Raw genomic sequence first — 23,824 nt, forward strand, 5'->3', positions numbered from 1 at the left:
CGCGGGGTGCTCCCGACCGGCCGTCCCGCGGTCGCGACGAGCGTGCGGCGCGCACCGGTCTCGGAGCACCGCGGCGACTCGGGTACCCTTCTCGGCGGAGGATTCGCCTAGTGGCCTAGGGCGCTCGCTTGGAAAGCGGGTTGGGGAAACCCTCGGGGGTTCGAATCCCCCATCCTCCGCCGGCCGAGGGGCCCGTGACGTCGTCGCGGGCCCCTCGCGCGTACCCGGTCAGGCCGGGTCCCGCGGTACCTGCGGCGCGGCTGCTTGGCCGGTGTCGGTGACGGGTGCGAACCTCGGGTCATGGCCACCACCAGGACGACCCGCTCCCGCCGCGAGGACGACGCGCTGCTGTGGGCCGCCGTCGAGGCGTGGGACTGCTCCACCTGCGGCGAGCCGATGCCCTTCGAGGCGCTGCCGTGCGCCGACGGTCACGACGACGACTGCCCCGACCGGATCTGCGTGGGCTGCGGCACCGTCGTGGTCGTGGGCCTCGCACCGCTGGAGGCCCGCAGCGCCTGACCGGCGCAGCCCCACCCCGGACGACGGAGGACCCGGCACCCCCGTGGGGGTGCCGGGTCCTCTCGCTTCGCGAGCCGGCGTCGACCGGCTCACCCGGTCACGTCAGGCGGCGAGCTCCTCGCCGTGGTCGTGGCCGGCGTGCAGGCCCTCGCTCAGCTGGTGGCCCTTGCCGTGGTCACCCCGCGGCAGGCCCGGACGGCCCGGCAGCGGGCGGCCGTTGCCCGGCCCCGAGACCCCGTTGATGGCGGAGGTGTCGTCGGCCAGGCTTCGGGTGGCGAAGCCGATGGCCTTGCTCATGATCCCCAGCGCCTCGACGTCGACGTTGTCGATGTCGTCCTCGGGCGAGTGGTAGTTCGGGTCGTACGTGATGCCGGCGGTGCCGCCGAACATCTCGACCTCCTCCTCGGTCTTCACGCCGTCCGCGCCCGTGAACAGACCCGAGGCGGGGACGCCGTTGACGATGAAGGCCTGGTAGTCGGAGCGCCCCGAGAACTGGGTGTCCACCCACGGCTGGCCGATGCTGTCGAAGTACTCGGTGAAGACGTCCTCGGTCTCCTCCGAGCCCGGCGGCACGGGGACCGGCGCCGGGTACGTGGACTGGTCCGCGTCGTACACGCCGATGATGTAGTTCGGCGAGCCGATCATGTCGAAGTTCAGGTACGTCGCGATCCGGTCGAGCTCGCCCTCCTGCTCGGCCAGCTCCTCGACGTACGCCGTCGACCCGATCAGGCCGAGCTCCTCGGCGCCCCACCAGGCGAACCGCACGGTGTTGTTGTGGTTCTTGCTGCGGGAGAGCTGGACGGCGACCTCGAGCAGCGCCGCGGAACCGGTCGCGTTGTCGTTGATGCCGGCGCCGTCCTCGACGCCGTCGAGGTGCGCACCGAGCATGACGACGTTGTCGTCGCGGCCGCGGCGGGTCTCGGCGATGACGTTGAAGGACTCGACCTCCTCGGTGCGGAAGCGGACCTCCAGGGTGACCTCCACGTCACCCGCCTGGGCTGCCGCCGCGAGCGCCTGCCCGTCGGCCTGGGTCATGCCCGCCACCGGGATCGACACCACGTCCGGGGCACCGAGCGTCCCGAAGAGCATGCCCTCGGTGTTGTTGTAGACGACGACGCCGACGGCACCCGCGGCCTCGGCGACCTGCGCCTTCTGCGCGAACGAGCAGCTGCCGCGGCTGACGACGGCGATCCCGCCGGTGGGGTCGGAACCCTCCCAGGCCGCCGCGTCGCAGCCCTCGGCGTTCGTGCCGGGTGTCACCGCACCGGCCGTCACGCCACCCACCGGGGTGCTCGGCGAGTACTCCATCTGGTCCACCTCGTAGGTGGCGCCGCCGGCGACGGTCAGGGACGCGGCCTCGACGATCTCCCGGTCGAACGTGAAGTAGTCCCGCTCGGTCTTGTAGCCGGAGCGCTTGAGCGTCCGCTCGACGTACCGGGCGCTCTCCTCGTACCCCTCGGTGAGGGCGGCGCGGTTGCCGTCGTTCTCGTCGGCGATCCTCTGGAACGCCTCGAGGTGGTCGACGAGCGCCTCGGTGCGGATCCGCTCGGCGAAGCCCTCCGGGGTGTTCGGGTTGCCCTTGGCGACCGCCACGGGCGCTGCGACGAGCGCTCCGGCGGCGAGCGTGCTGGCGGTGGCGAGCGCCAGCGCAGTGCGACGTGCTCTCACGGACTGTCCTCCTCGTGGGGGCCTGCGCCTGGGTCCTCGTCGACCCACGTGACCGCGGTCAGCCACGCCGGCGCGCCCGCCAACCTAGGGCGAACCGACCGCTACCGGAAGGGGTCCCGCGACGCTCGCCCGGTGCGACGTGACCGGCGTCAGCGGCGGCGCCGACGTCCGGTGCCCAGGACGCCGCGGGTGATCTCCCGGCCGAGCACCGTCGCCGCGGACCGGACGAACGAGCGGAACGCCGGTGAGGACAGCACCCGCTGCGCCGTGGAGGGCTCGGCCCGCTCCGCCTCAGGCACCGGCCGACGACCCGCGGGCGCCCCGGCGTCGTGGTCGAGGGCGTCCCGCCCCTCGGCTGCCTCCTCCTCGGCGACCTGCTCCTCGGCCTCCCGCACCCTCGCGGCCAGCCGCTCGTACGCCGACTCGCGGTCGACCGCCGTCCCGTACTCGACCAGCAGGGGCGAGCGCCGCACGAGCTCGGCCTGGACGTCGTCCGGCGCCGGTGCCATCGACGACTGCGGCGCGCGCAGCCGCGTCCACGCGACGGGGGTGGGCACGCCCTCCTCGTCGAGCACCGTCACGACCGCCTCCCCGGTCCCGACGGTGGTCAGGAGCCCAGCGACGTCCACGTGCTCGGACGTGGGGTACGTCGACGCGGTGGCCCGGAGCGCCTTCGCGTCCTGCGGGGTGAACGCGCGCAGCGCGTGCTGGACGCGGCTGCCGAGCTGGCCGAGCACCTCGGCCGGCAGGTCGGTGGGCGACTGCGTCACGAAGAACACCCCGACGCCCTTGGACCGGATCAGCCGAACGGTCTGCGCCACCTGGTCGACGAACGCCTTCGGGGCGTCGTCGAACACCAGGTGCGCCTCGTCGAGGAAGAACACGAGCCTCGGCCGGTCGAGGTCCCCGACCTCCGGCAGCTCCTGGAACAGCTCGGCGAGCAGCCACACGAGGAAGGTGGAGAACAGCCGGGGCTGGTCCTGGACCTCGGGCAGCTCCAGGCAGCTGATCACGCCGCGACCGTCCTCGGTGGTGCGCATGAGGTCCGCCGGGTCGAGCTCCGGCTCACCGAAGAACGCGTCCGCCCCCGCGTCACTGAACGCGACGAGCTCGCGCAGGATCACGCCGGCCGTGGACCGGCTGATGCCGCCGAGTCCCTCGAGGTCCTCGGCGCCCTCGTCGGACACGAGGTGCTGGACGACGGCGCGCAGGTCCTTGACGTCGAGCAGCGGCAGACCGGCCCGGTCGGCGAAGTGGAACACCAGGTTCAGCGACGAGGCCTGCACCTGGGTCAGGCCGAGGACCTTGCTGAGCAGCTGCGGCCCGAACGACGTGGTGGTCGCCCGCACCGGGACCCCGGTGCCGCGGCCGCCGAGGGACAGCAGGTCGACCGGGGAGGCGGCGGGACGCCAGTCCTGGCCCACGTCGGACGCCCGGCGCAGCAGCTTCTCGCCGGGCTCACCCGGGACGGCCAGACCGGACAGGTCGCCCTTGACGTCGGCCACGAGGACGGGGACGCCGTGCGCGCTGAGCTGCTCCGCGAGCAGCTGCAGGGTGCGCGTCTTGCCGGTGCCGGTGGCGCCGGCGACCAGCCCGTGGCGGTTGAGGACCGACAGCGGCAGCCGGACCCCGGCGTCCGGGACGGTCGTGCCGTCGACGACCAGGGCGCCGAGCTCGAGGGCCGGGCCGTCGGTGGCGTACCCGGCGCGGACCTCGGCGGCGAGCGCGGACGCCGCCGCGGGCACGTCGCCGGCAGGTGCGGGTTCGTCGGGCACGCGCTCACCGTAGCGACGGCGGGCGTCCCGGCGCCCTGTCACGAACTGGTGTCGGTCGCGGACGGGCCGCACGTCGTCCGCCGTGACGTGACGTGACGCACCTAGACTGCCTGCGTGATCTTCAAGGGAGTGGGTGAGGGCCGGCCCTACCCGGAGCACGGCCTGACCACGACCAAGCAGTGGGCCGAGGTGCCACCGCGGATGGTGCGCCTGGACGAGCTGGTCACGACGAAGCGGATGCTGGACCTCGAGACGCTCCTCGCCGAGGACTCGACCTTCTTCGGGGACCTGTTCGCGCACGTCGTCCAGTTCCGCGGCGTGATGTACCTGGAGGACGGGCTGCACCGTGCGGTGCGCGCGGCGCTGAGGGGGCGCCCGGTCCTGCACGCCAGGGTGCTCGTGGTCGACGGCTGAGGGACCGCGACGGCGGTCCGGGACGCGGGACCGGCAGGGTCCGGGACGGAGGGGACGCGTGGCAGGACGGGGATGGGGCCGTGACGGCAGCGACGACGGTGCTGGTGAGGGTGCCGGTGACGACCCGGACGTCGACCGGCCCTGGGACCTGACCGGCCCCGGGCCGGACACCGACGTCGAGGGCGTGCCCGACCCCGGCCTGGACGACGAGGCCGAGTGGACCGAGGAGGACGAGCGCCGCTACCAGGCGCGCCGGGAGGCCGAGCGGGTGCGGCTGCGCCGGCGGCGCAGGCAGGCGGTCGCCTTCGGGGTCGTCGTCCTGGCGGTCCTGGCGGTCGGGGTCGGGGCGTACGGCGTCTGGACCGGGCGCTGGGAGTGGCCCGGTGGGCAGGACGCGGCGACGGCCGAGGAGCCCTGCCCGACCCCCTCGCCGACCGCGGCGCAGGAGTCTGACGTCACGGTCGTCGTCCTCAACGCCACGGACGTCGCGGGGATCGCCGGTCAGGTGGCCGCGGAGCTGCAGGCCCGGGGGATGACGGTGCGCGACATCGGCAACGACCGCAGCGGCGTCTTCCCGGGCGTGCAGGTCCGGCACGGCCCGCAGGGACTGCCCTTCGCGCGCACGGTCGCGGCGCACGTGTCGGGTACGACGCTCCTGGACGACGGCCGCAGCGGCGCCGTGGTGGAGCTGTCGATCGGCGCCGGGTTCGCCGGGATGACCCCGGTCGAGGAGGCGGAGCGGCTCACCGCGCCGCCCGTGCCCGAGGGCTGCGGGACACCGTCAGCGACCGCCCCGGCACCCACCGACCCGGCAGCGACCGGCGAGCCCTCGGCGGAGGGGGAGCCCACAGACGGTTAGGGGTGACGGCGCCGCTCGGCGGGCCGGTACGGGCGGTCCGGTCCACACTGTCGGGATGCTGCCGGTCCCGTCCGTCGTCGCGGTCGCCCGCGACCCGCTCGGTGCCGTGGGCGCCCTCGCGACGGTGGCGGGCGCGACGGTCGGCGGCGTCCTGGGCGCCGTGAGCACGGCTGCCGGCCTGGTGCCACGAACCGCCGACCTGCTGACCCGGACGGCGACCCTGGTGGCGACGGCGGAGACGCTGGTGGCGCGGGTCGATGGGCTCCTGGACGCCCTGGACCTGCTGCTGGTGCGTGTCGAGGCCGTGGTGGACCAGGCGCAGGAGACGGCCCTGGACGCCGGCGGGGTGGTCAGCCGGTCCGACGCCGCGGCCCGTCGCGCCGCGGACCTCCTCGGCACCGGCGACGCGGTCCTGACCAAGGCCGACCGCCTCGTCGAGGGCGGGAGCGGCCTGCTGCACCGGGGCGACCACCTGCTCGGCACCCTGACGCCGCTGGGCGAGGAGCTGCTGCCCGTCCTGCGCAGGGTCGCGGAGTCGCTGAGCCCCGACGAGGTGGACGCCGCGGTGGCGCTGCTGGACCGGCTGCCCGTCCTGCTGGCGCACCTGGACGAGGACGTCCTGCCGATGCTGCGCCAGCTCGACCGGGTGGGCCCGGACGTGCACGCGATCCTCGAGGTCGTCGACGACCTGCGCGACGTCGTCCTGGGCCTGCCCGGGGTGGGGCTGCTCAAGCGGATGGGCGACGAGAAGGACTGAGGGGGCACGACGTTCCGCCCGGCGTCCCGGCTCACGTCCGGGCACCCACCCGCGGTGTGACGGGCGTCTCTGAGCCGAAAGAGTGCCCTGCACTGAACTGCGACGCCGGTGTGCCGATGCTCTGACTGGTCATCCCACGATCTCGAGCCGGCACGCTCCGGCGGGTCCGTCGTGCCTGCGTCCGCAGCCGCACCGGGCGCCCGCCGCCGAGCCCCCGGGACGTGGGGCGACCACCCCTCCCCGCACCGACTCGTGACCCAGGACGGACCCGTCGTGACCGTGCTCCTCGGGTGGCTCGCCACCACCCTCTCGATCAGCCTGCTCTGGCCCCAGGTGTGGCGCTCGTGCCTGCAGCGCCGCACCTCCGGCCTGTCGGCGACCGCCTGCTGGCTCGGTGTCGCGCTGAGCGCGTGCTGGCTGCTGTACGGGGTGCTGCTCTCGGACACCGCGCAGGTCGCCACGAACGCGGCGGCGCTCGTCGCGAGCCTGGCGATCCTCGTCGCCCTGCTGGTCACGCAGCCGGCGCTGCGCTCGCCCCGTTCGCTGCTGCTCTCCGGCGGGGGTGCCGCGCTGCTGCTGCTCGGCGCAGCGGCCGTGCTGGTCGCCGCGCTGCTGCCGGGTGTCGACCCGGTCGCCGTCGGGCTGACGTTCGGTCTGGTCATCTCGGCGGTCAACACGCTCGCGTGCGTGCCGCAGCCGCTCGCGCTGCTGCGCGACCCCGGTCAGGACCTATCGGGCCTGTCCCCCGCGCGGTGGGTGCTCAGTGCGTCGGCGAACACCACCTGGCTCGTCTACGGCGTGCTCACCGGGCAGCCGGCGGTGTGGACCTCGGCGACCACCGCGCTCGTCGCCGCGCTGGTGGTCTGCGGCGTGCTGCTCGTGACCGCGCGCAGCCGCCGCGTCGGGGCGGCGCTGGTCGTCCCGAACGCCGGCCTCACGGCGCAGGACGTCGCGCTCACGGCCTGACGCGGCCGCGCCGTCAGTCGCCGTCCCCGTCCGCGGCGCCGGCACCGCCGTCGTCCGGCCCACCCACCGGACCGGACGGGTCCGGGACCGGGTGCTCGGCGACGGTCTCCTCCAGCGGGTAGTACGCCGGCAGCGTGCCGTACTGGTTGCTGCCCCCCGCGGACAACCGGTCCGGGTCGGCCACCCCGACGGCGTCGAACGGGTTCTCGTGGGCGGGCTGCGTCGTCATGGCCCCATCCTGGTCGCGCGGCGGGCGCCGCACCAGCCCCGGGCCGGCGCCCTCACCCCGCTGCGCCGGTACGCGCGGCGTCCGCGCCCGTGCCGGCGGCTCCCGTGCTGGCGCGACCACCACCGTGCAGCAGCGACCGGACCACCCCGGCGAGCTGGAGCGTCGCGTCGCGCGACGGTCGGTGGACCGCGGCGAACGCGAGGAACCCGTGCACCAGCGACGGCACCCGCCAGGCGGTCACCGGGACCCCGGCGTCGGCCAGCCTGCCGGCGTACGCCTCGCCCTCGTCCCGCAGCGGGTCGAACGCGGCCGTGACCAGCGCGGCCGGCGCGGCGCCCCCGAGGTCCTCGGTCAGCAGCGGCGAGCGCCGCGGGTGGGTGGCCTGCGACGAGCCCTCGTAGTGCCCCTCGAACCACGTCATGTCGGCGTCGGTGAGCAGGAAGCCCTCGGCGAACCGCTCCCGGGACGGGTGGCGTCGGGAGGAGTCCGTCACCGGGTAGACGAGCACCTGCGCGACCGGCGCCCACGGCGTGCCGCGGGTGTCGAGGGCGGCCACGGTGGCGAGGTTGGCGCCCGCGCTGTCACCGCCGACGCCGACCCGCGACGGGTCGGCCCCGAGCGCGGCGGCGTTCTCGTGTGCCCAGCGCAGGGCAGCGACCGCGTCGTCCGGCCCGGCGGGGAAGGGGTCCTCGGGTGCCAGCCGGTAGTCGACCGACAGCACGTGCACACCGGCGTGCCGGCACAGCAGCCGGCACGGCTCGTCGACGCCGTCCAGGTCGCCGAAGACGAAGCCGCCGCCGTGCAGGTAGACGAGCAGCGGAGCGGGCCGGTCGTCGACGAGCTCACGGGCGGCGTCCACGGGCGGCCGGTAGTGCCGGGCGGGCAGCGGCCCGCTCGCGCCGTCCACGGTGAGGTCGCGGACCGACCCGACGGGGGTGCGCCGCGGTACGAGCATCCCGCCGTCCGCGGCGCGGTCGGCGCGGGCCTGCGCGACGTCCGCCTGGGTCAGGCCCTCGCGGCCGCGCCGGGACTGGGCGGCGAGCAGGAGCTGCAGCCCGGGGTCGAGCTCCCCGTCGTCCCCACGGCGTGGCCGGCCGCCCGCGAGCGCGAGCTGGACGCGGGGCGGGAGGGCGAGCAGGGCGCGCACGCCGAGGGCGAGGGCGGTCTGGGAGAGGGGCACGGCGACTCTCCTACCACGCCGTCCCCTCCTGCTGCGACTGATCGTCAGACCGTTCCGGTGGTGATCACCCCCAGGACGGTCTGACGATCAGTGGGTGGAGCAGGCGGAGGCGAGGCGACGCTTCGGGGCGGCACCGGTCGCGCGGCTGGCGACGGTCCGGCCGGACGGCGGACCGCACACCGTCCCCGTCGTCGTCGCGCTGGACGTCGACGCCGAGGGCCGCGACGTCGTCGTCAGCGCCGTGGACCACAAGCCGAAGCGGGCGACGGACCTGCAGCGGCTGCGGAACGTCGCCGCCGAACCCCGGGTGAGCCTGCTGGTCGACCACTGGGACGACGACTGGTCGCGCCTGTGGTGGGTGCGCGCGGACGGCACGGGAGTCGTGCTGCCTCCCGACGACCCCACGGCGGCTGCGGCCGTGAACGCCCTCGTCGCCCGGCACGCGCCGTACCGGGCTCGTCGCCCCGAGGGACCGGTGCTCGTCGTCTCGGTGCGGCGGTGGGTGGGGTGGTCCGCGCAATGACACTGCGGGGCGGTACCGGCGAGTCGTGGCCGTTCCGGCGGACCGGCTGTGCCCACCGCCCCGGGGCCGGTCTCAGCCGTCGAGCTCCAGCGTCCCCACCATGCGGTCGAGGACGTCCTGGTTCTGCTCGTACTGCATGTCCGGCGTCCCGACCGTCGTGAGGAACAGCGTCCGATCCTGCGACTCGGTCGTCAGGTCGACCGCGTACAGCGTCACGGGGGTGCCCGCCGGCCACAGGGCGTCTCCCGTGGCCGTGTACTCCAGCCGCACCGCCTGCCTGCCGTCGACGGTGGTCGGCGTCCGGTCGACGTCCGTGGCGGCGCCGGGGTCGGTCGCGACGTCGAAGGGGACGGGGTCGACGTAGGCCACCACGGCGGCGACGCGTTCGTCGGTGCCCGCTGGGACGTCGAACGGCTCGGGGTGGAACTGCGAGCAGGCCGCGACCACGTCGCCGCTGTTCGTGGACCAGTCCTCGGGGTAGGCGATGCTGAACCCCTCGGGGTTGTCGCACCGCGTCAGTTCCGGACCGTCCTGCGTGGGTGTCGTGGTCGGGGTCCCGGTCGGTGTCGCCGTCACCGTGGTCGTGGTCTCGGTGGGGGCGGGTGCGCCGTCGCCCTCCGCGCCGCACGCGGCGAGGACGAGACCCAGCGCGACCACCCCGGTCGCGTGTCGGGTCATGCCTCGACGCTAGCAACCGGTGGCAGCGGTCGCACCGTCACGACCGCGACGGAGCAGGCCGGATCGCGGCCCGGCGCGTCGCCCGGCAGGGTGGAGGTAGCCGCCCGCCGACGCTGGCGAGGCCATCGAGCCCGTCGGACCGACCCCCACCCGGTGCGTGGAGGAGCTGTGGACCGCCTGGACCGACCGGAACCCGCCGTCGAGGGCGCCCCCCGGCGGGGCGGACCCGGGGCGCTGCCTCCGCGCGTGCACGCGGCGCGCGCCGCCGTGGCCCTCGCTGCGGTCACCTTCACCGTGCTGCTGGTTCTGGTCGCCGCCGGCTGGGCGCCGCTGTACCGGTTCGACCAGGCCGTCGTCGACGCGCTCAACACCGTCGTCAGCAGTCGCGAGTGGCTCGTGACCGCGCTGCGGTTCGTCACCGACCTGGGAGGCACGGAGGCGTCGTGGTTGGTGCTGCCGCTGGTGGTGGTGTGGCTGCTGCTGCGCCGGCTCCCGCTGCTGGCGCTGTACGTCGCCGGGACCGGCCTGGGGGCCGCGGTGCTGAGCAACGGCCTCAAGGCCCTGGTCGAGCGCGTGCGACCGGTGGTCGACGAGCCCGTCGCGATGTCGCACGACCCGAGCTTCCCCAGCGGCCACGCGCTCGGGTCGACGGTGACGTACGGGGTCCTGCTCCTGGTCTTCCTCCCGCTGCTGCCGCGCAGGGCCCGGGGATGGGCCTTCGCCGCCACGGCCGCGATGGTCGGCGCGGTGGGCCTCACGCGCATCGCGCTGGGCGTGCACTTCCCCTCCGACGTGCTCGGTGGCTGGAGCCTGGGGGTGGTGTGGCTCGCCGTCACCGTGGCCGCCTTCCGCCACCTGCAACCCGCGGACGAGGCGCACCAGCCCGCCGTCGTCCAGGGTCTGGAGGTCGAGGCCCGGCCCACGCTCCGCCCCGCGCCCGCCGGGGAGCACGTCCTGCCCCACGGCGCGCGCAGCGCCGCCGTGCTGGTCGCGGCTGCGGTCCTGGTCTGGGGTGCCCTGGTCGGCGTCGGGCTGCTCGTCACCGGGCCGTTGCAGCCGACGCTCGGGGCGTTCGACCACACGGTGGTCACGTGGTTGGCGCAGCACCGCACGCCGGTGCTCGACGACGTGGCCGTCGCCGTGGGCGCCCTCGGAGGCACTCGCGGGGTCGTCGTGGTCACCGTCGCCGCCACGGCGATCGCCCTGGCCGTGACCCGGCGTTGGACCCCTTCCGTCTTCCTGGTGCTGCTGCCTGTCGGGGAGACCGTCCTGTTCCTCGCGGCGTCGACGATCGTGGACCGCAGCCGTCCCGACGTCGAACGCCTGAGCGCCGACCTGCCCCCGACGGCCTCCTTCCCCTCCGGGCACGTGGCCGCTGCGGTGGTGACCTACGGCGGCATCGCCCTCCTGGTGCGGGCGTTCGGCCGCTCCACGGTGGGACGGGTCGCGACGGTGGTCGCGGTGGTCGCGGTGGTGCTCGTGGCCTGGTCGAGGCTCTACCGGGGCGTGCACCACCCGACCGACGTCGTGGGGAGCCTGCTCTACGCCAGCGCCTGGCTGACCGTCACGTGGGCGGTTCTCCGTCCGGGCCGGACGGCACGCGGGGACGCACGCGGGCACCTGCCGACCGCGGACACCGGCGAGCACGTCGGAGGCAGCCCGCGATCTTGATTCGTTCAAGATGTTGGGCCATAGTGGCCACGTGCCGACCACCACCGACTACCAGCAGATGCTGCGGGAGGCGTCCCTGCGCGTCACCCGTCAGCGGCTGGCCGTCCTGGAGGTCGTGCACGACCTGCCTCACGCCGACACCGACACCGTCATCGGCGCCGTCCGGCGCAACCTGCCGGAGGTGTCCCACCAGGCCGTGTACGACGTCCTGCGGGCACTGACCGCCGCCGGGCTGCTGCGCCGCATCCAGCCCGCCGGGTCCGTCGCACGCTACGAGACCCGCGTGGGTGACAACCACCACCACGTCGTGTGCCGGTCCTGCGGCGCGATCGCCGACGTGGACTGCGCCGTCGGGCACGCACCCTGCCTGACGGCGTCCGACGGCAACGGCTTCCGCGTCGACGAGGCCGAGGTCACCTACTGGGGCCTGTGCCCCACCTGCGACTCGGGCGACACCGTCGCCTGACCCGGTGCCGCCCCCAGGCGGCACCACGAGTTCCACACCAGCCCACGAGAGAGGACCGCCGACGTGTCCGAGCACGGCAGCGAGAGCGAGAACCCAGCCATCCCGGCACCCGAGCCGAAGGCGCACCGCCCCCGCACCAACAGGGACTGGTGGCCCAACCAGCTCGACCTGAAGGTGCTGCACCAGCACTCCCCGCGGTCCACCCCGCTCGGTGACGACTTCGACTACGCGGCGGCCTTCGCCACCCTCGACGTCGAGGAGCTCAAGCGCGACGTCGAGGCCGTCATGACGAACTCGCAGGACTGGTGGCCGGCGGACTTCGGCCACTACGGCGGTCTGATGATCCGCCTCAGCTGGCACGCCGCCGGCACCTACCGGATCGAGGACGGCCGGGGCGGCGCCGGCGACGGCTCCCAGCGGTTCGCCCCGCTGAACAGCTGGCCGGACAACGTCAACCTCGACAAGGCCCGCCGCCTGCTGTGGCCGGTCAAGAAGAAGTACGGCAACAAGATCTCGTGGGCCGACCTGCTCGTCCTCGCCGGCAACGTGGCGCTGGAGTCGATGGGCTTCCGCACCTTCGGCTTCGGCTTCGGCCGCCAGGACATCTTCGAGCCCGAGGAGATCTTCTGGGGTCCCGAGGACACCTGGCTCGGCGACGAGCGGTACAGCGGCGACCGCGAGCTCTCCGGGCCGCTGGGCGCCGTCCAGATGGGCCTGATCTACGTCAACCCCGAGGGCCCCAACGGCAACCCCGACCCGCTGGCGTCCGCGCGCGACATCCGCGAGACGTTCCGCCGGATGGCGATGAACGACGAGGAGACCGTCGCCCTCATCGCCGGCGGCCACACCTTCGGCAAGACCCACGGCGCCGGGCCGGCCGAGAACGTCGGCCCCGAGCCGGAGGCGGCCCCGCTGGAGGAGCAGGGCCTCGGCTGGCGGTCCAGCTACGGCACCGGCAAGGGCAAGGACCAGATCACCTCCGGCCTCGAGGTCACCTGGACCTACCACCCGACCCGCTGGGACAACGAGTTCTTCCACATCCTCTACGCCTACGAGTGGGAGCTCATGGAGTCCCCCGCCGGCGCCAAGCAGTGGCGGCCCAAGAACGGGGCCGGCGCCGACATGGTGCCCGGTGCGCACGAGGGCGACCCGCGCCGCGAGCCGCGGATGCTGACGTCCGACCTGGCGCTGCGGATGGACCCCGAGTACGACAAGATCTCCCGGCGCTTCAAGGACGACCCCGTCGCCTTCGGCGACGCGTTCGCCCGCGCCTGGTTCAAGCTGCTGCACCGCGACATGGGCCCGGTCTCCCGCTACCTCGGACCGTGGGTGCCCGAGCCGCAGATCTGGCAGGACCCGGTCCCGGCCGTCGACCACGAGCTCGTGGACGACGCGGACGTCGCCCGCCTCAAGGAGCAGGTCCTCGCCAGCGGCGTCAGCCCGCAGGCGCTGGTCCGCACCGCGTGGGCCGCCGCCGCCAGCTACCGCACCACCGACAAGCGCGGTGGAGCGAACGGCGCCCGCATCCGGCTCGAGCCGCAGCGCAGCTGGGGGTCCAACGACGCCGCCGAGATCGACGCGGTCGTCGCCGCCCTCGAGGGCGTCAAGACCGAGTTCGACTCCCAGGGCGCCACGAAGGTCTCGCTGGCCGACCTCATCGTCCTCGGCGGCTGCGCAGCGGTCGAGAAGGCCGCCCGCGACGCCGGGGTCGACGTCACCGTGCCGTTCACCCCCGGCCGCACCGACGCCAGCCAGGACCAGACGGACGTCGAGTCGTTCTCCGTGATGGAGCCGCGGGCCGACGGGTTCCGCAACTACCTCAGGCCCGGCGAGAAGCTGCAGCCGGAGACGCTGCTGCTCGACCGCGCCAACATGCTCGAGCTCAGCGCACCGGAGATGAGCGTGCTCGTCGCCGGGATGCGGGCGCTCGGCGCGAACACCGGTGGCACCTCCCACGGCGTGTTCACCGACCGCACCGGCGTCCTGACGAACGACTTCTTCGTCACCCTGCTCGACATGGGCGTCGAGTGGCACGGCGCCGCCGAGGAGAACGTGTTCGAGGGCCGCGACCGCGCCACCGGCGAGGTCGTCCGGACGGCGACCGCCGTCGACCTGGTCTTCGGTGCCAACTCGCAGCTGCGGGCCATCGCCGAGGTCTACGCCCAGGACGACGCGCAGGAGAAGTTCGTGCGCGACTTCGTCCAGGCGTGGGACAAGGTCATGAACCTCGACCGGTTCGACGTCCCCGGCCTGCGCTGACCACCGGCCCGGCCGGTCCGGGCGCAGCGCGAACGACGGCGCAGTTCCGGTGCCTCACAGGCACCGGAGCTGCGCCGTTCGCGTTGCCCGGCGGGCGGGTGGCTGTGCGAGCCGTCGCTCGCTGACGCTCGCTCTCCCACATCCCCCAGCGGCGAGATGTGCGTCAGCCCCCGCCCCAGAACCCGGGGCGGGGGCTGACGCACATGGCGGTGGCGGTGGGATTTGAACCCACGGTGGGCTTGCACCCACACGCGCTTTCGAGGCGCGCTCCTTAGGCCGCTCGGACACGCCACCGCGGACGAGGGTACCGGTCCCCAGACGGGAGCAGAAATCAGGTGCCGGCGTCCCGGTGGGTGGCGAAGAAGTCCCGCAGCAGGGCCCCGCACTCGGCCTCGCGGACGCCGCCCACGACCTCGACGCGGTGGTTGAGCCGGCGGTCCCGGACGACGTCCCACAGCGACCCCGTCGCCCCCGCCTTCGGGTCCCACGCGCCGAGGACCAGCCGTGGCACCCGGGCCAGGACGATCGCGCCGGCGCACATCGTGCACGGCTCCAGGGTCACCGCCAGGGTGCAGCCCTCCAGCCGCCACGACCCGAGCGCCTGGGCGGCCTGGCGGATCGCGACGACCTCGGCGTGGGCCGTCGGGTCGCCCCAGGCCTCCCGGGCGTTGACGCCCTCCCCGACCAGCTCGCCGTCGGCGGTGACGACGACGGCCCCGATCGGGACGTCGCCGGTCAGCGCCGCCAACCGGGCGCGCTCCAGGGCGAGGGCGACCAGCGCGTCGTCCGAGGTGGACGCCCTCACCGGCGCCGCCCGCCGCACCCGGAACGGCGGGCGGAGGTCACCGCAGCGCCTCCAGGAGCTCGTCGAAGCCGGCCCGCTCGCCGATGTCCGCCAGGACGGCCGCCGGGTCGTCGGGGTTCTTCTCGCACAGGTCCACCAGGTGGGTGGGGTCGACCCCCTTGTCGGCCAGCAGGTCGGTGTGCCCCGCCCACGGGGGCGGCGGCTCCGGGTCGTCGCCGTCCAGGTCCCCGAGGTCGACGTCCTCCTCGGCCTCGGCTGCCGTCCCGTCCGGGTCGTCGTCGTCGACCGTGACCACCCCGTCGTCGTCCTCGTCGTCGCCGGCCCCCGCGAAGGGCGCGTCGACGTCGGTGGCCGGTGCCAGCAGCTCGGCGAAGGCCCCCCGGGACGCCGCGAGCGCGTCGGACACGAAGACCCGCGGGTCGTCGTCCCCGTCGACGCGCACCAGGGCGAACCACTCGTCCTCGTGCTCGATGACGGCCAGGACCGGCTCGCCCTCCCGGCTCAGCCCGCGCAGCGAGTCCGCGAGGTCGTCGAGGCTCGCCGCGTCCTCGACGTCGACGTCGCGGGTACGCCACCCGTCGCCGTCCGAGGCCATCACCGCGGTGAAGTAGGACACGCCAGCATGGTGGCAAATGCCGGCCCGGTTGCCCAGCCCCCGCCGGCGCACCGCCCCGCCCACGTCGCGCGCCCGTCCACCACGCCCCGGGAGGTAGGTTGCGCCCATGCGCCTGCACGTCGTGGACCACCCGCTCGTCGCCCACAAGCTCACCGCCCTGCGGGACGAGCGCACCGACTCCCCCACGTTCCGCCGGCTCGCGGACGAGCTGGTGACGCTGCTGGCGTACGAGGCGACCCGCGACGTGCGCACCGAGCCCGTCGACATCACCACCCCCGTGGGCCCGACCACCGGGGTGAAGCTCAGCTCGCCGAAGCCGCTCGTGGTGCCGATCCTGCGCGCCGGGCTCGGCATGCTCGACGGCATGGTCCGGCTGCTGCCGACGGCGGAGGTCGGCTTCCTCGGCATGATCCGCGACGAGCAGACCCTCCAGGCGGAGACGTACGCGACCCGGCTGCCCGAGGACCTGTCCGGTCGGCAGTGCTACGTGCTGGACCCGATGCTCGCCACCGGCGGCACGCTCGCCGCGGCCTGCGACTTCCTCTTCGAGAGGGGCGCGGACGACGTCACCGCCATCTGCCTGCTCGCGGCTCCCGAGGGTGTGGACGTGCTCAAGGGCCGGTTCGGCGCCGAGGCACCGGTCACCGTCGTGACCGCGTCGCTGGACGAGCGGCTCAACGAGCTCGGCTACATCGTCCCGGGCCTCGGGGACGCCGGGGACCGGCTGTACGGGGTCGTCTGAGGGCTCCGACGGATCCGTGTCGGCCCTCGATCGAGCCCGCGCGGCGCGTCGCCCGAACGGGCCAACGCCGGGCACGGCACACTGGCCCGGCGCGGACCTTCCCCTCCGTGCGCCTGCTGCTGGAAGGAGCGGCCCGTGAACCGCGCCCGCAAGGTGCTCATGTGGTTCCTGATCGCCTTCGCCATCTACGCGATCTTCAAGAGCCCCGACCAGGCCGCTGACATCGTCCGGTCGGCGTTCAACGGCCTGGCCGACATCATCGGCGGCATCGGCGAGTTCTTCGACGCGCTCCTGGCCGGTTAGCCGTGCTCGGCCGCGCCGGGCGCCAGCAGCGGCTCGACACCCCGCGCCACATCGAGCGCTACCTGCTGGACGAGGAGCAGGTGGTCCTCGCGGTGCGCCGCCACCCGGTCGTGGTGGCCGAGCCCATCGTGACCGCCGTCGTCGGGCTGCTCGCCGTCGCCGTCGTCGGTGACGCGCTGCCCCGGGACCTGCCGTACGTCGTCGACGTGCTGTGGTGGGGCTGGTTCGCCCTGGTCGGCCGGGCCCTGTGGCGGCTCGCCGAGTACCACAACGACTGGTTCCTCGGGACGGACCGGCGGCTGATCCTCACCTACGGGATCGTCACCCGGAAGGTCGCGATGATGCCGCTGGCGAAGGTGACGGACCTGTCCTACAACCGGTCGGTGCCGGGCCGGCTGCTCGGGTACGGCGAGTTCGTGCTGGAGTCCGCCGGCCAGGACCAGGCGATGCGGTCGGTCAACTTCCTGCCCAGCCCCGACGAGCTGTACCGGCGGATCTGCGGGCAGATCTTCCTCGGCTCCGCGCAGCACCGGATCCCCGGCACCGGGACGCCGGTCCTCGTCGGACCCGGCCCGGGGGTGTCCAGGGGTCCCGGCGGCGCCGGGGCGATGGCCGACGCCCCACCCGAGCGGCCGGCGCGGCGCTCCACCGGCGAGCAGCTCACCGAGGAGGTCGACGTCTCAGACCTCCGGGACGACGACGCGCCGGACGAGCCGACGACGCGACGGACCGTGCGCCGGTACACCGAGCACCACGACTACGACCCCGGCGACGACTGAGGGCCCGACCAGGGGCCGTCAGGCCGGCGGCGCGTCCGTCCCGGCGTCCGGCTCGCTTCGCGCGGCGCGGCGGGCGGCGCGCTCGGTGCGCTCCCTCTCCTCCACGACCCGCGCCTCCTCCGGCGTGGGGGCCGAGCCACCGAGGTGCGCGGGCAGCCACCACGCCTCCGGGCCCGGCCGGGCCGTCGCCGGGTGGCTGGCCTGGACGCCGTCCAGCAGCGCCTGCAGCCGTGTGCGCAGGTCGGCGGTCGCGGCGTCCATGTCGTCGCGGGTGCCGACCGAGAACGGCTCACCGACCGCGATGGAGATCGTCTGGCCGCGCGGGAAGGTCCTGGGCCGGCCCTTCGTCCAAAACCGCTGCCCGCCCCACACCGCGACAGGCAGCACCGGCACCCGGGCCGCCGCGGACATCCGCACCGCGCCGGACTTCAGCTCCTTGACGGTGAACGACCGGCTGATCGTCGCCTCCGGGAACACCCCGACGATCTCCCCGGACTTCAGGGCCTTCAGCGCCGCGCGGAACGACGCCGAGCCGGCCTCGCGGTCGACGGGGATGTGGTGCATGCCGCGCATCAACGGGCCGGAGACCTTGTGGTCGAACACGACGTCCTTGGCCATGAACCGGGTCAGCCGGTGGTGGGCGTCCCACGGCGCCAGCCCGGCGAAGATGAAGTCGAGGTAGCTGACGTGGTTGCTCGCCAGCACCACGCCACCCTCGGCGGGGACGTTCTCCAACCCCGACATCTGGAACCTCATGCCGAGGGCCTTGAAGGCGGTCTTGGCGGTGACGATCACCGGCGGGTACACGAGTTCGGCCACCTACGGGAGCGTAGGTGAGGCGGGGCCTGCGCGACAGGCGAGCGCGCCGTGGAGCGCGTCACCTCCCCGTCACAGGTCCGCCAGCGGCTCCGTCCCCGGCTGGCGGCCGGTGGCGATGGGGGCGGTCAGCCACGGCTCGGGCACGCCGAACGCCTCGACCAGGTCGAGGGCGTGCGGGCGCAGCTCCCCGCACAGCCGGTCGACCGCCGTGGTGACCTGCTTCGACTGCGCAGGGGTGATCCGGCCGTGCTCGAGGAACCAGGCCCGGTGCTCCTCCACCTCCGACAGGGCGTGCAGCGCCCGGACCTTCTCCAGCAGGTCCCGAGCCCGCGCGTCCGGGCAGGCTCGCACCGCTGCGGTGAACGCCTCCAGCAGCACCCGCTCCACGTGGCAGCGCGCGGCCTCGACCATGTGCGCCTGGGCGGCGTTGAACAGGTCGAACGCCTCGGCGCCCTGCGCTCCCGCGGCCCGGCGCAGCCTGCGGGCGACCGACCCCAGCACGTGCTCCTCGCGGTCGGTGAGCAGCTCGAGGTGCCAGTCGGCGTCGAGCATCCCGGCGTGCGTCCCGCCGCGCACCCGCCGCAGCCGACCGATCAGGCCCCGGACGGCGGTGCGCTCCACCGCGGTCTCCACGACCTGGTCGGCGACGAACCGGACCATCCCCAGGGTGTCGAGGTCGCCGACGTGGTCGCGGTACGCCGTCAGCAGGCTCTTCGCGACGAGCTGCAGCAGGACCGTGTTGTCGCCCTCGAAGGTCGTGTAGACGTCGGTGTCGGCGCGCAGCCGGTCGAGCTGGTTCTCCGACAGGTAGCCGGCGCCCCCGCACGCCTCCCGGCAGGTCTGGATCGTCCGGGACGCGTGCCAGGTCGCCAGGGCCTTGACCCCCGCGGCCCGGGTCTCCAGCTCGCGCTGCGCGACGTCGTCCGGCTCGCCCGCCCCGTGCACCTCGTGCAGGGTCTCGACCAGGTCGCACTGGGCGAAGTGCAGCGCGTACGTGCGGGCCAGGGCGGGCAGCAGGCGGCGCTGGTGGGCCAGGTAGTCCAGGACGACGACCTCGTCCGCGGCTCCGGGCTGGCGGAACTGGCGGCGCACCGTCCCGTACCGGACGGCGATCGTCAGGGCCTTCTTCGTGGCCGACCCCGCGCTCCCGGCGACGCTGATCCGCCCGCGCACCAGGGTGCCGAGCATCGTGAAGAAGCGCCGCGTCTCGCTGCGGATCGGGCTGCTGTACGACCCGTCGGGGGCGACGTCGCCGTACCGGTTGAGCAGCGCCTCGCGCGGGAGCCGGACGTGGTCGAACGCGATCCGCCCGTTGTCCACGCCGTTCAGACCCGCCTTGGGGCCGCAGTCCGTGATGGTGATGCCCTCGCGCTCGGTGCCGTCGTCGTCGCGCAGCCGAACCAGCAGGGCGTGCACGCCGTGGCTGCGCGGCTCCTCCCCCGGGCCGGCCGTGACCAGCTGGGCGAACACGACCGCCCACGTGGCGTTCTGCGCGGCGCCGCCGATGTAGTCCTTGCGGGACAGGTCGTCCGGGGTGTGCAGGTCGAACTCGCCCGTGGACGGGTCGTACGTGGCCGTCGTCCCCAGGGACTGGACGTCGGAGCCGTGGCCCGTCTCGGTCATCGCGAAGCAGCCGAGGACCTCGGCGTCCATGACCTGCTCCAGCAGCCGGTCGTGGTGCCGGTCGGTGCCGAGCGCCTGCAGGGCGCCGCCGAACAGGCCCCAGTGCACCCCCGACAGGACGACGAGGGACAGGTCGGCGAACCCGAGCATCTCGAAGCTGACGACGGACCCGCCGACGTCCCCCTGCCCGCCGTGGGCGGTGGAGAACCCGAGACGAGGACGGCCGGTGGCGGCGAGCTGGTGGACGCCGTCACGCACCTGCGCCCGGTAGGTGGCCTGGTCGGCGGTCGGGTCCGGCAGCGTCGTCCCCTCCGCGCGCCGCCGGACGTCGTCCCGCACGTCCGCCCACCGGCCGTCCAGGTGCCGCCGCAGCGCGGTCCGCAGACCCGCCTCGGCGGCCCTGTCGGTCGTCACGTCGGTGCTCGTGTCGCTCGACATGCCCGGAGGTTACCCGTTACCGAGGATCACGGTCACATCGTCCGCCGGTCGGGCGACCGCGCGCCTCAGACGTTGCGCCGGTACTGGCCGCCGACCTCGAACAGCGCCTCGGTGACCTGGCCCAGCGAGCAGACCCGCGCGGCGTCCATGAGGACGGCGAAGACGTTCTCGCCGCTCGTCGCCGCGTCCTGGAGCCGGCGCAGCGCGACCTGCGCCTCGTCGCGGTGCTCGGTCTGGAACCGCTCCAGCCGGTCGAGCTGGGACTGCTTCTCCGCCTCGGTGGCGCGGGCGAGCTCGACCTCCTCCACGTCGTCCGTGGAGTGCTCGGCGAGGAACGTGTTGACCCCGATCAGCGGGAGCGAGCCGTCGTGCTTGCGCTGCTCGTAGAGCATCGACTCGTCCTGGATCCGGCCGCGCTGGTAGCCGGTCTCCATCGCCCCGAGGACACCTCCCCGGTCGGAGATCCGCTCGAACTCCGCGAGCACCGCCTCCTCCACCAGGTCGGTCAGCTCCTCCACGACGAACGAGCCCTGCAACGGGTTCTCGTTCATCGACAGGCCCCACTCGCGGTTGATGATGAGCTGGATGGCCAGCGCCCGCCGCACCGACGCCTCGGTGGGGGTCGTGACCGCCTCGTCGTAGGCGTTGGTGTGCAGGCTGTTCGCGTTGTCGTACAAAGCGCACAGCGCCTGCAGCGTCGTCCGGATGTCGTTGAAGTCCATCTCCTGCGCGTGCAGGGACCGCCCCGACGTCTGCACGTGGTACTTCAGCTTCTGCGACCGCTCGTTCGCGCCGTACCGCTCCCGCATCGCGACCGCCCAGATGCGACGCGCCACCCGGCCGATCACCGTGTACTCGGCGTCCATCCCGTTGGAGAAGAAGAACGACAGGTTCGGCGCGAAGTCGTCGATCGACATGCCGCGCGCCAGGTACGACTCGACGTACGTGAAGCCGTTGGCGAGCGTGAACGCGAGCTGGCTGATGGGGTTCGCCCCGGCCTCGGCGATGTGGTACCCGGAGATCGACACCGAGTAGAAGTTGCGGACCTCGTTGGCGATGAACCACTCCTGGATGTCCGCCATCATCTTCAGGCTGAACTCCGTGGAGAAGATGCACGTGTTCTGGCCCTGGTCCTCCTTGAGGATGTCGGCCTGCACCGTGCCGCGGACCTCCCGCAGCGCCCGCGCCCGCACCTCGGCCGCCTCGTCGGGCGTCGGCTCCCGACCGTGCTCGGTCCGGAAGGCGTCCAGCCGCTGGTCGATCGCGGTGTTGAGGAAGAACGCCAGGATCGTCGGCGCCGGACCGTTGATCGTCATCGACACCGACGTGGTCGGGCTGGTCAGGTCGAACCCGTCGTACAGCGCCTTCATGTCGTCGAGCGTCGCGATGGACACCCCCGACGTGCCGACCTTGCCGTAGACGTCCGGGCTGGTGCCCGGGTCGCGGCCGTACAGGGTGACCGAGTCGAACGCCGTCGACAGCCGCTTGGCGTCGGACTCCTTCGACAGGTACCGGAACCGCCGGTTCGTGCGGAACGCGTCGCCCTCCCCCGCGAACATCCGGGCCGGGTCCTCACCCGCCCGCTTGAACGGGAACACGCCTGCGGTGAACGGGAAGTGGCCCGGCAGGTTCTCGCTGCGCAGGAAGCGCAGCAGCTCGCCGTCGTCCTCGTGCTTGGGCAGGCTGACGCGCCGGACGTCGTTGCCGGACAGCGTCGTCCGCGTGAGCGGGGTGCGGATCTCCTTGTCCCGCACCGTGAAGACGTACTCGTCACCGGAGTAGTCCTCGACGACCGACGGCCAGCGGTCGAGCAGCGCGGCGGCGTCCGGGTCGAGCCCGCGCTCGGCCTCGGCGAGGACGTCGTCCAGCCCGCCGAGGTCGGCGTCCGCCTCGACGAGCGCGGCGCGGGCCGCCCGCAGCTGCTGACGGCGGCGGGCCGCGGCCACCTGGTCGCGGGTGCGCCGGTGGTAGCCGCGGACCGTCTCGGCGACGTCCGCCAGGTAACGGACCCGGTTCGGCGGGATGATCGTCTCGGTGCGCGTCGACACCTTCGTCCCGACGGGAGCGAGGCGCCCCTCGGACGCCGGCAGGCCGTGCTCGGCGAGCAGGTCCCGCAGGTGCAGGTACAGCGCCGTCACGCCGTCGTCGTTGAACGTCGCCGCGCTCGTCCCGAAGACGGGCATCTCCTCCGGTGGGACCCCGAACGCCTCGCGGTTCCGGACGAGCTGGCGGGCGACGTCCCGCAGCGCGTCCGCGGCACCGCGACGCTCGAACTTGTTGATCGCCACGGCCTCGGCGTAGTCGAGCATGTCGATCTTCTCGAGCTGGCTGGCCGCGCCGAACTCCGGCGTCATGACGTACAGCGGGACGTCGACGAACGGCACGATCGCCGCGTCGCCCTGGCCGATGCCCGGCGTCTCGACGACGACGAGGTCGAACCCCGCGGCCTTGCACGCCTCGATCGCGCCGGGCAGGCCGCCGGGCAGCTGCTGGTCGGCGCCGCGGGTGGCCAGGCTGCGGAAGAACACCGTGTCGCCGGTGAGGCTGTTCATCCGGATACGGTCGCCGAGCAGCGCCCCACCGCCCTTGCGGCGCGTCGGGTCGACCGCGAGGACGGCGACCCGCAGCTTGTCCTCCTGGTCCAGGCGGATCCGGCGGACCAGCTCGTCGGTGAGGGAGGACTTGCCCGACCCGCCGGTGCCGGTGATGCCGAGGACCGGGACGCGACGGCGACCGGCGGCCTGCGCGACCTCGTCCTTGAGCCCGGCGTGCTCGGGGCGGTCGATCGCGCCGGTCTCCACGAGGGTGAGCAGGCGGGCGAGCGCCGCGTGCGCGCCGGCGAGGACGTCCGCGGCGGCCGGCGCGGGCAGCGACGCGGGGTCGGCGTCGCACTCCGCGACCATCGTGTTGATCATCCCGGGCAGGCCGAGCTCCTGGCCGTCGTGCGGGGAGAAGATGCGGGCCACGCCGCGCTCGTGGAGCAGGGCGATCTCGTCGGGGACGATGACGCCGCCACCCCCGCCGTACACGCGCACGTGCCCGTACCCGCGCTCGCGCAGCAGCTCGACGAGGTAGCTGAAGTACTCGACGTGGCCGCCCTGGTAGGAGCTGATCGCCACGCCCTGGACGTCCTCCTGGATCGCCGCGGTGACGACCTCCTCGACGGACCGGTTGTGGCCGAGGTGGACGACCTCCGCCCCCTGGGACTGCAGGATCCGCCGCATGATGTTGATCGACGCGTCGTGGCCGTCGAACAGGCTCGCGGCGGTGACGAAGCGGACCGGGTTCACCGGCACGTGCAGGTCCTGGCGGGTGGCCATCGAGTGCTCCTCGGGTCGCCGGGTGCGCGCCGTCCGGGGCGGCCGGGTCGCGGCCTGGCGGATCGACGGACGTCAGATACTCGGACGTCCTAGTGAATCACCCGGCGGGCGGTCGGGGCCAGCCGCCGGTTGCTAGCCTCGCCGCATGCCGACGCCGCAGGTGCGGCTCGCCTTCGACCCGATCGACCGGGCTGGCGAGCTCTGGGAGGAGCACTTCGGCGACGCCGGCGCGATGCGCGTCGTCACCTCCGTGATGCGGGTGCAGCAGCTGCTGCTCGCCGAGCTCGACGCGCTGCTCAAGCCGTTCGACGTCACCTTCGCCCGCTACGAGGTGCTCGTCCTGCTGACGTTCAGCCGGACCGGGGCGCTGCCGCTGAGCAAGATCGGCGAGCGGCTCATGGTGCACCCGACCTCG

The 23,824-nt window shown here is 73.9% G+C and carries 22 protein-coding genes, 2 tRNA genes and 1 pseudogene; 14 read left to right on the forward strand and 11 right to left on the reverse strand.

The genetic code is table 11. The features are described from left to right. Positions 1 to 96: 96 nt before the first annotated feature. A tRNA-Ser gene (locus tag ACYVQV_RS14840) sits at positions 97 to 179 on the forward strand. Between the two features lie 121 nt (positions 180 to 300). Beyond that, positions 301 to 519, forward strand: coding sequence for a hypothetical protein (locus tag ACYVQV_RS14845; protein ID WP_461024081.1), 219 nt, complete (start codon positions 301 to 303; stop codon positions 517 to 519). A 102-nt stretch (positions 520 to 621) separates the two neighbouring features. Here the strand turns inward: ACYVQV_RS14845 and ACYVQV_RS14850 are convergent, their stop codons facing one another. Further along, on the reverse strand, positions 622 to 2,187 hold the full coding sequence (locus tag ACYVQV_RS14850; RefSeq protein WP_461024082.1) for a M20/M25/M40 family metallo-hydrolase: 1,566 nt from the start codon (positions 2,185 to 2,187) through the stop codon (positions 622 to 624). A 149-nt stretch (positions 2,188 to 2,336) separates the two neighbouring features. After that, positions 2,337 to 3,962, reverse strand: coding sequence for a helicase HerA-like domain-containing protein (locus tag ACYVQV_RS14855; protein WP_461024083.1), 1,626 nt, complete (start codon positions 3,960 to 3,962; stop codon positions 2,337 to 2,339). 114 nt (positions 3,963 to 4,076) lie between these two features. Between ACYVQV_RS14855 and ACYVQV_RS14860 the strand changes: the two genes are divergently transcribed. From ACYVQV_RS14860 to ACYVQV_RS14875, 4 genes are all read left to right on the forward strand, one after another. Further along, on the forward strand, positions 4,077 to 4,376 hold the full coding sequence (locus ACYVQV_RS14860; RefSeq protein WP_461024084.1) for a type II toxin-antitoxin system VapB family antitoxin: 300 nt from the start codon (positions 4,077 to 4,079) through the stop codon (positions 4,374 to 4,376). A gap of 58 nt (positions 4,377 to 4,434) precedes the next feature. Continuing rightward, on the forward strand, positions 4,435 to 5,235 hold the full coding sequence (locus ACYVQV_RS14865) for a LytR C-terminal domain-containing protein (protein WP_461024085.1): 801 nt from the start codon (positions 4,435 to 4,437) through the stop codon (positions 5,233 to 5,235). Between the two features lie 55 nt (positions 5,236 to 5,290). Then, positions 5,291 to 5,992, forward strand: coding sequence for a hypothetical protein (locus ACYVQV_RS14870; protein WP_461024086.1), 702 nt, complete (start codon positions 5,291 to 5,293; stop codon positions 5,990 to 5,992). A gap of 273 nt (positions 5,993 to 6,265) precedes the next feature. Next, a complete protein-coding gene (locus ACYVQV_RS14875; protein WP_461024087.1) occupies positions 6,266 to 6,958 on the forward strand; it encodes a SemiSWEET transporter in 693 nt (230 codons plus the stop codon). A 13-nt stretch (positions 6,959 to 6,971) separates the two neighbouring features. Here the strand turns inward: ACYVQV_RS14875 and ACYVQV_RS14880 are convergent, their stop codons facing one another. After that, the gene (locus ACYVQV_RS14880) at positions 6,972 to 7,187 is read right to left on the reverse strand and encodes a hypothetical protein (RefSeq protein WP_461024088.1); all 216 of its coding nucleotides are present in this window, start codon (positions 7,185 to 7,187) and stop codon (positions 6,972 to 6,974) included. A 52-nt stretch (positions 7,188 to 7,239) separates the two neighbouring features. After that, complete coding sequence (locus ACYVQV_RS14885; RefSeq protein ID WP_461024089.1) at positions 7,240 to 8,367, reverse strand: alpha/beta hydrolase; 1,128 nt, start codon at positions 8,365 to 8,367, stop codon at positions 7,240 to 7,242. 94 nt (positions 8,368 to 8,461) lie between these two features. Here ACYVQV_RS14885 and ACYVQV_RS14890 point away from each other — a divergent pair, with 94 nt between their 5' ends. Then, a complete protein-coding gene (locus ACYVQV_RS14890; protein ID WP_461024090.1) occupies positions 8,462 to 8,890 on the forward strand; it encodes a TIGR03668 family PPOX class F420-dependent oxidoreductase in 429 nt (142 codons plus the stop codon). A 72-nt stretch (positions 8,891 to 8,962) separates the two neighbouring features. Here the strand turns inward: ACYVQV_RS14890 and ACYVQV_RS14895 are convergent, their stop codons facing one another. Continuing rightward, positions 8,963 to 9,568, reverse strand: a complete 606-nt coding sequence (locus ACYVQV_RS14895; RefSeq protein ID WP_461024091.1) for a hypothetical protein — start codon at positions 9,566 to 9,568, stop codon at positions 8,963 to 8,965. A gap of 168 nt (positions 9,569 to 9,736) precedes the next feature. On the opposite strand from ACYVQV_RS14895, the gene ACYVQV_RS14900 reads away from it, so the two are divergent. The 3 genes from ACYVQV_RS14900 (at position 9,737) to katG (ending at position 13,964) form a co-directional block, all read left to right on the forward strand. Continuing rightward, positions 9,737 to 11,239: a phosphatase PAP2 family protein gene (locus tag ACYVQV_RS14900; protein WP_461024092.1), complete on the forward strand. Its 1,503-nt coding sequence runs from the start codon at positions 9,737 to 9,739 to the stop codon at positions 11,237 to 11,239. Positions 11,240 to 11,270: 31 nt separating this feature from the next. After that, positions 11,271 to 11,705, forward strand: coding sequence for a Fur family transcriptional regulator (locus ACYVQV_RS14905; RefSeq protein ID WP_461024093.1), 435 nt, complete (start codon positions 11,271 to 11,273; stop codon positions 11,703 to 11,705). Positions 11,706 to 11,768: 63 nt separating this feature from the next. Further along, positions 11,769 to 13,964 carry a catalase/peroxidase HPI gene (katG, locus tag ACYVQV_RS14910; protein WP_461024094.1) on the forward strand — a complete coding sequence of 732 codons (2,196 nt, stop codon included), beginning with the start codon at positions 11,769 to 11,771 and terminating at the stop codon, positions 13,962 to 13,964. 204 nt (positions 13,965 to 14,168) lie between these two features. Here katG and ACYVQV_RS14915 read toward each other — a convergent pair. The 3 genes from ACYVQV_RS14915 to ACYVQV_RS14925 form a co-directional block, all read right to left on the reverse strand. After that, positions 14,169 to 14,258 (reverse strand) — tRNA-Ser (locus tag ACYVQV_RS14915). Positions 14,259 to 14,295: 37 nt separating this feature from the next. Continuing rightward, positions 14,296 to 14,769, reverse strand: a complete 474-nt coding sequence (gene tadA, locus ACYVQV_RS14920) for a tRNA adenosine(34) deaminase TadA (RefSeq protein WP_461024095.1) — start codon at positions 14,767 to 14,769, stop codon at positions 14,296 to 14,298. A gap of 37 nt (positions 14,770 to 14,806) precedes the next feature. Continuing rightward, a complete protein-coding gene (locus ACYVQV_RS14925) occupies positions 14,807 to 15,385 on the reverse strand; it encodes a tRNA adenosine deaminase-associated protein (protein WP_461024096.1) in 579 nt (192 codons plus the stop codon). A gap of 106 nt (positions 15,386 to 15,491) precedes the next feature. Here ACYVQV_RS14925 and upp point away from each other — a divergent pair, with 106 nt between their 5' ends. The 3 genes from upp (at position 15,492) to ACYVQV_RS14940 (ending at position 17,209) form a co-directional block, all read left to right on the forward strand. Next, positions 15,492 to 16,127, forward strand: a complete 636-nt coding sequence (gene upp, locus ACYVQV_RS14930; protein WP_461024097.1) for a uracil phosphoribosyltransferase — start codon at positions 15,492 to 15,494, stop codon at positions 16,125 to 16,127. Between the two features lie 135 nt (positions 16,128 to 16,262). Continuing rightward, the gene (locus tag ACYVQV_RS14935; protein WP_461024098.1) at positions 16,263 to 16,430 is read left to right on the forward strand and encodes a hypothetical protein; all 168 of its coding nucleotides are present in this window, start codon (positions 16,263 to 16,265) and stop codon (positions 16,428 to 16,430) included. A 2-nt stretch (positions 16,431 to 16,432) separates the two neighbouring features. Then, the gene (locus ACYVQV_RS14940) at positions 16,433 to 17,209 is read left to right on the forward strand and encodes a PH domain-containing protein (protein WP_461024099.1); all 777 of its coding nucleotides are present in this window, start codon (positions 16,433 to 16,435) and stop codon (positions 17,207 to 17,209) included. Between the two features lie 18 nt (positions 17,210 to 17,227). Here ACYVQV_RS14940 and ACYVQV_RS14945 read toward each other — a convergent pair whose 3' ends face one another. The 3 genes from ACYVQV_RS14945 to icmF all read right to left on the reverse strand — a co-directional run bounded on the left by ACYVQV_RS14945 (position 17,228) and on the right by icmF (position 23,409). Further along, complete coding sequence (locus tag ACYVQV_RS14945) at positions 17,228 to 18,028, reverse strand: lysophospholipid acyltransferase family protein (protein ID WP_461024100.1); 801 nt, start codon at positions 18,026 to 18,028, stop codon at positions 17,228 to 17,230. A 69-nt stretch (positions 18,029 to 18,097) separates the two neighbouring features. Then, the gene (locus tag ACYVQV_RS14950) at positions 18,098 to 20,089 is read right to left on the reverse strand and encodes an acyl-CoA dehydrogenase family protein (RefSeq protein ID WP_461024101.1); all 1,992 of its coding nucleotides are present in this window, start codon (positions 20,087 to 20,089) and stop codon (positions 18,098 to 18,100) included. 65 nt (positions 20,090 to 20,154) lie between these two features. Next, entirely contained in the window at positions 20,155 to 23,409 is a 3,255-nt protein-coding gene (gene icmF / locus ACYVQV_RS14955; RefSeq protein ID WP_461024102.1) for a fused isobutyryl-CoA mutase/GTPase IcmF, read from the reverse strand. 145 nt (positions 23,410 to 23,554) lie between these two features. Here icmF and ACYVQV_RS14960 point away from each other — a divergent pair. Next, a pseudogene (locus ACYVQV_RS14960) lies at positions 23,555 to 23,824 on the forward strand (MarR family transcriptional regulator); the annotation flags it as partial.

This window comes from Thalassiella azotivora (assembly GCF_054781695.1).

What these genes read in the sequence shown, in the direction of transcription:
- ACYVQV_RS14845 (WP_461024081.1), top strand. Translation starts at nt 301, where the DNA reads ATGGCCACCACCAGGACGACCCGCTCCCGCCGCGAGGACGACGCGCTG.
- ACYVQV_RS14870 (WP_461024086.1), top strand. Translation starts at nt 5,291, where the DNA reads ATGCTGCCGGTCCCGTCCGTCGTCGCGGTCGCCCGCGACCCGCTCGGT.
- ACYVQV_RS14880 (WP_461024088.1), bottom strand. Translation starts at nt 7,187, where the DNA reads ATGACGACGCAGCCCGCCCACGAGAACCCGTTCGACGCCGTCGGGGTG.
- ACYVQV_RS14895 (WP_461024091.1), bottom strand. Translation starts at nt 9,568, where the DNA reads ATGACCCGACACGCGACCGGGGTGGTCGCGCTGGGTCTCGTCCTCGCC.
- upp (WP_461024097.1), top strand. Translation starts at nt 15,492, where the DNA reads ATGCGCCTGCACGTCGTGGACCACCCGCTCGTCGCCCACAAGCTCACC.
- ACYVQV_RS14950 (WP_461024101.1), bottom strand. Translation starts at nt 20,089, where the DNA reads ATGTCGAGCGACACGAGCACCGACGTGACGACCGACAGGGCCGCCGAG.
- icmF (WP_461024102.1), bottom strand. Translation starts at nt 23,409, where the DNA reads ATGGCCACCCGCCAGGACCTGCACGTGCCGGTGAACCCGGTCCGCTTC.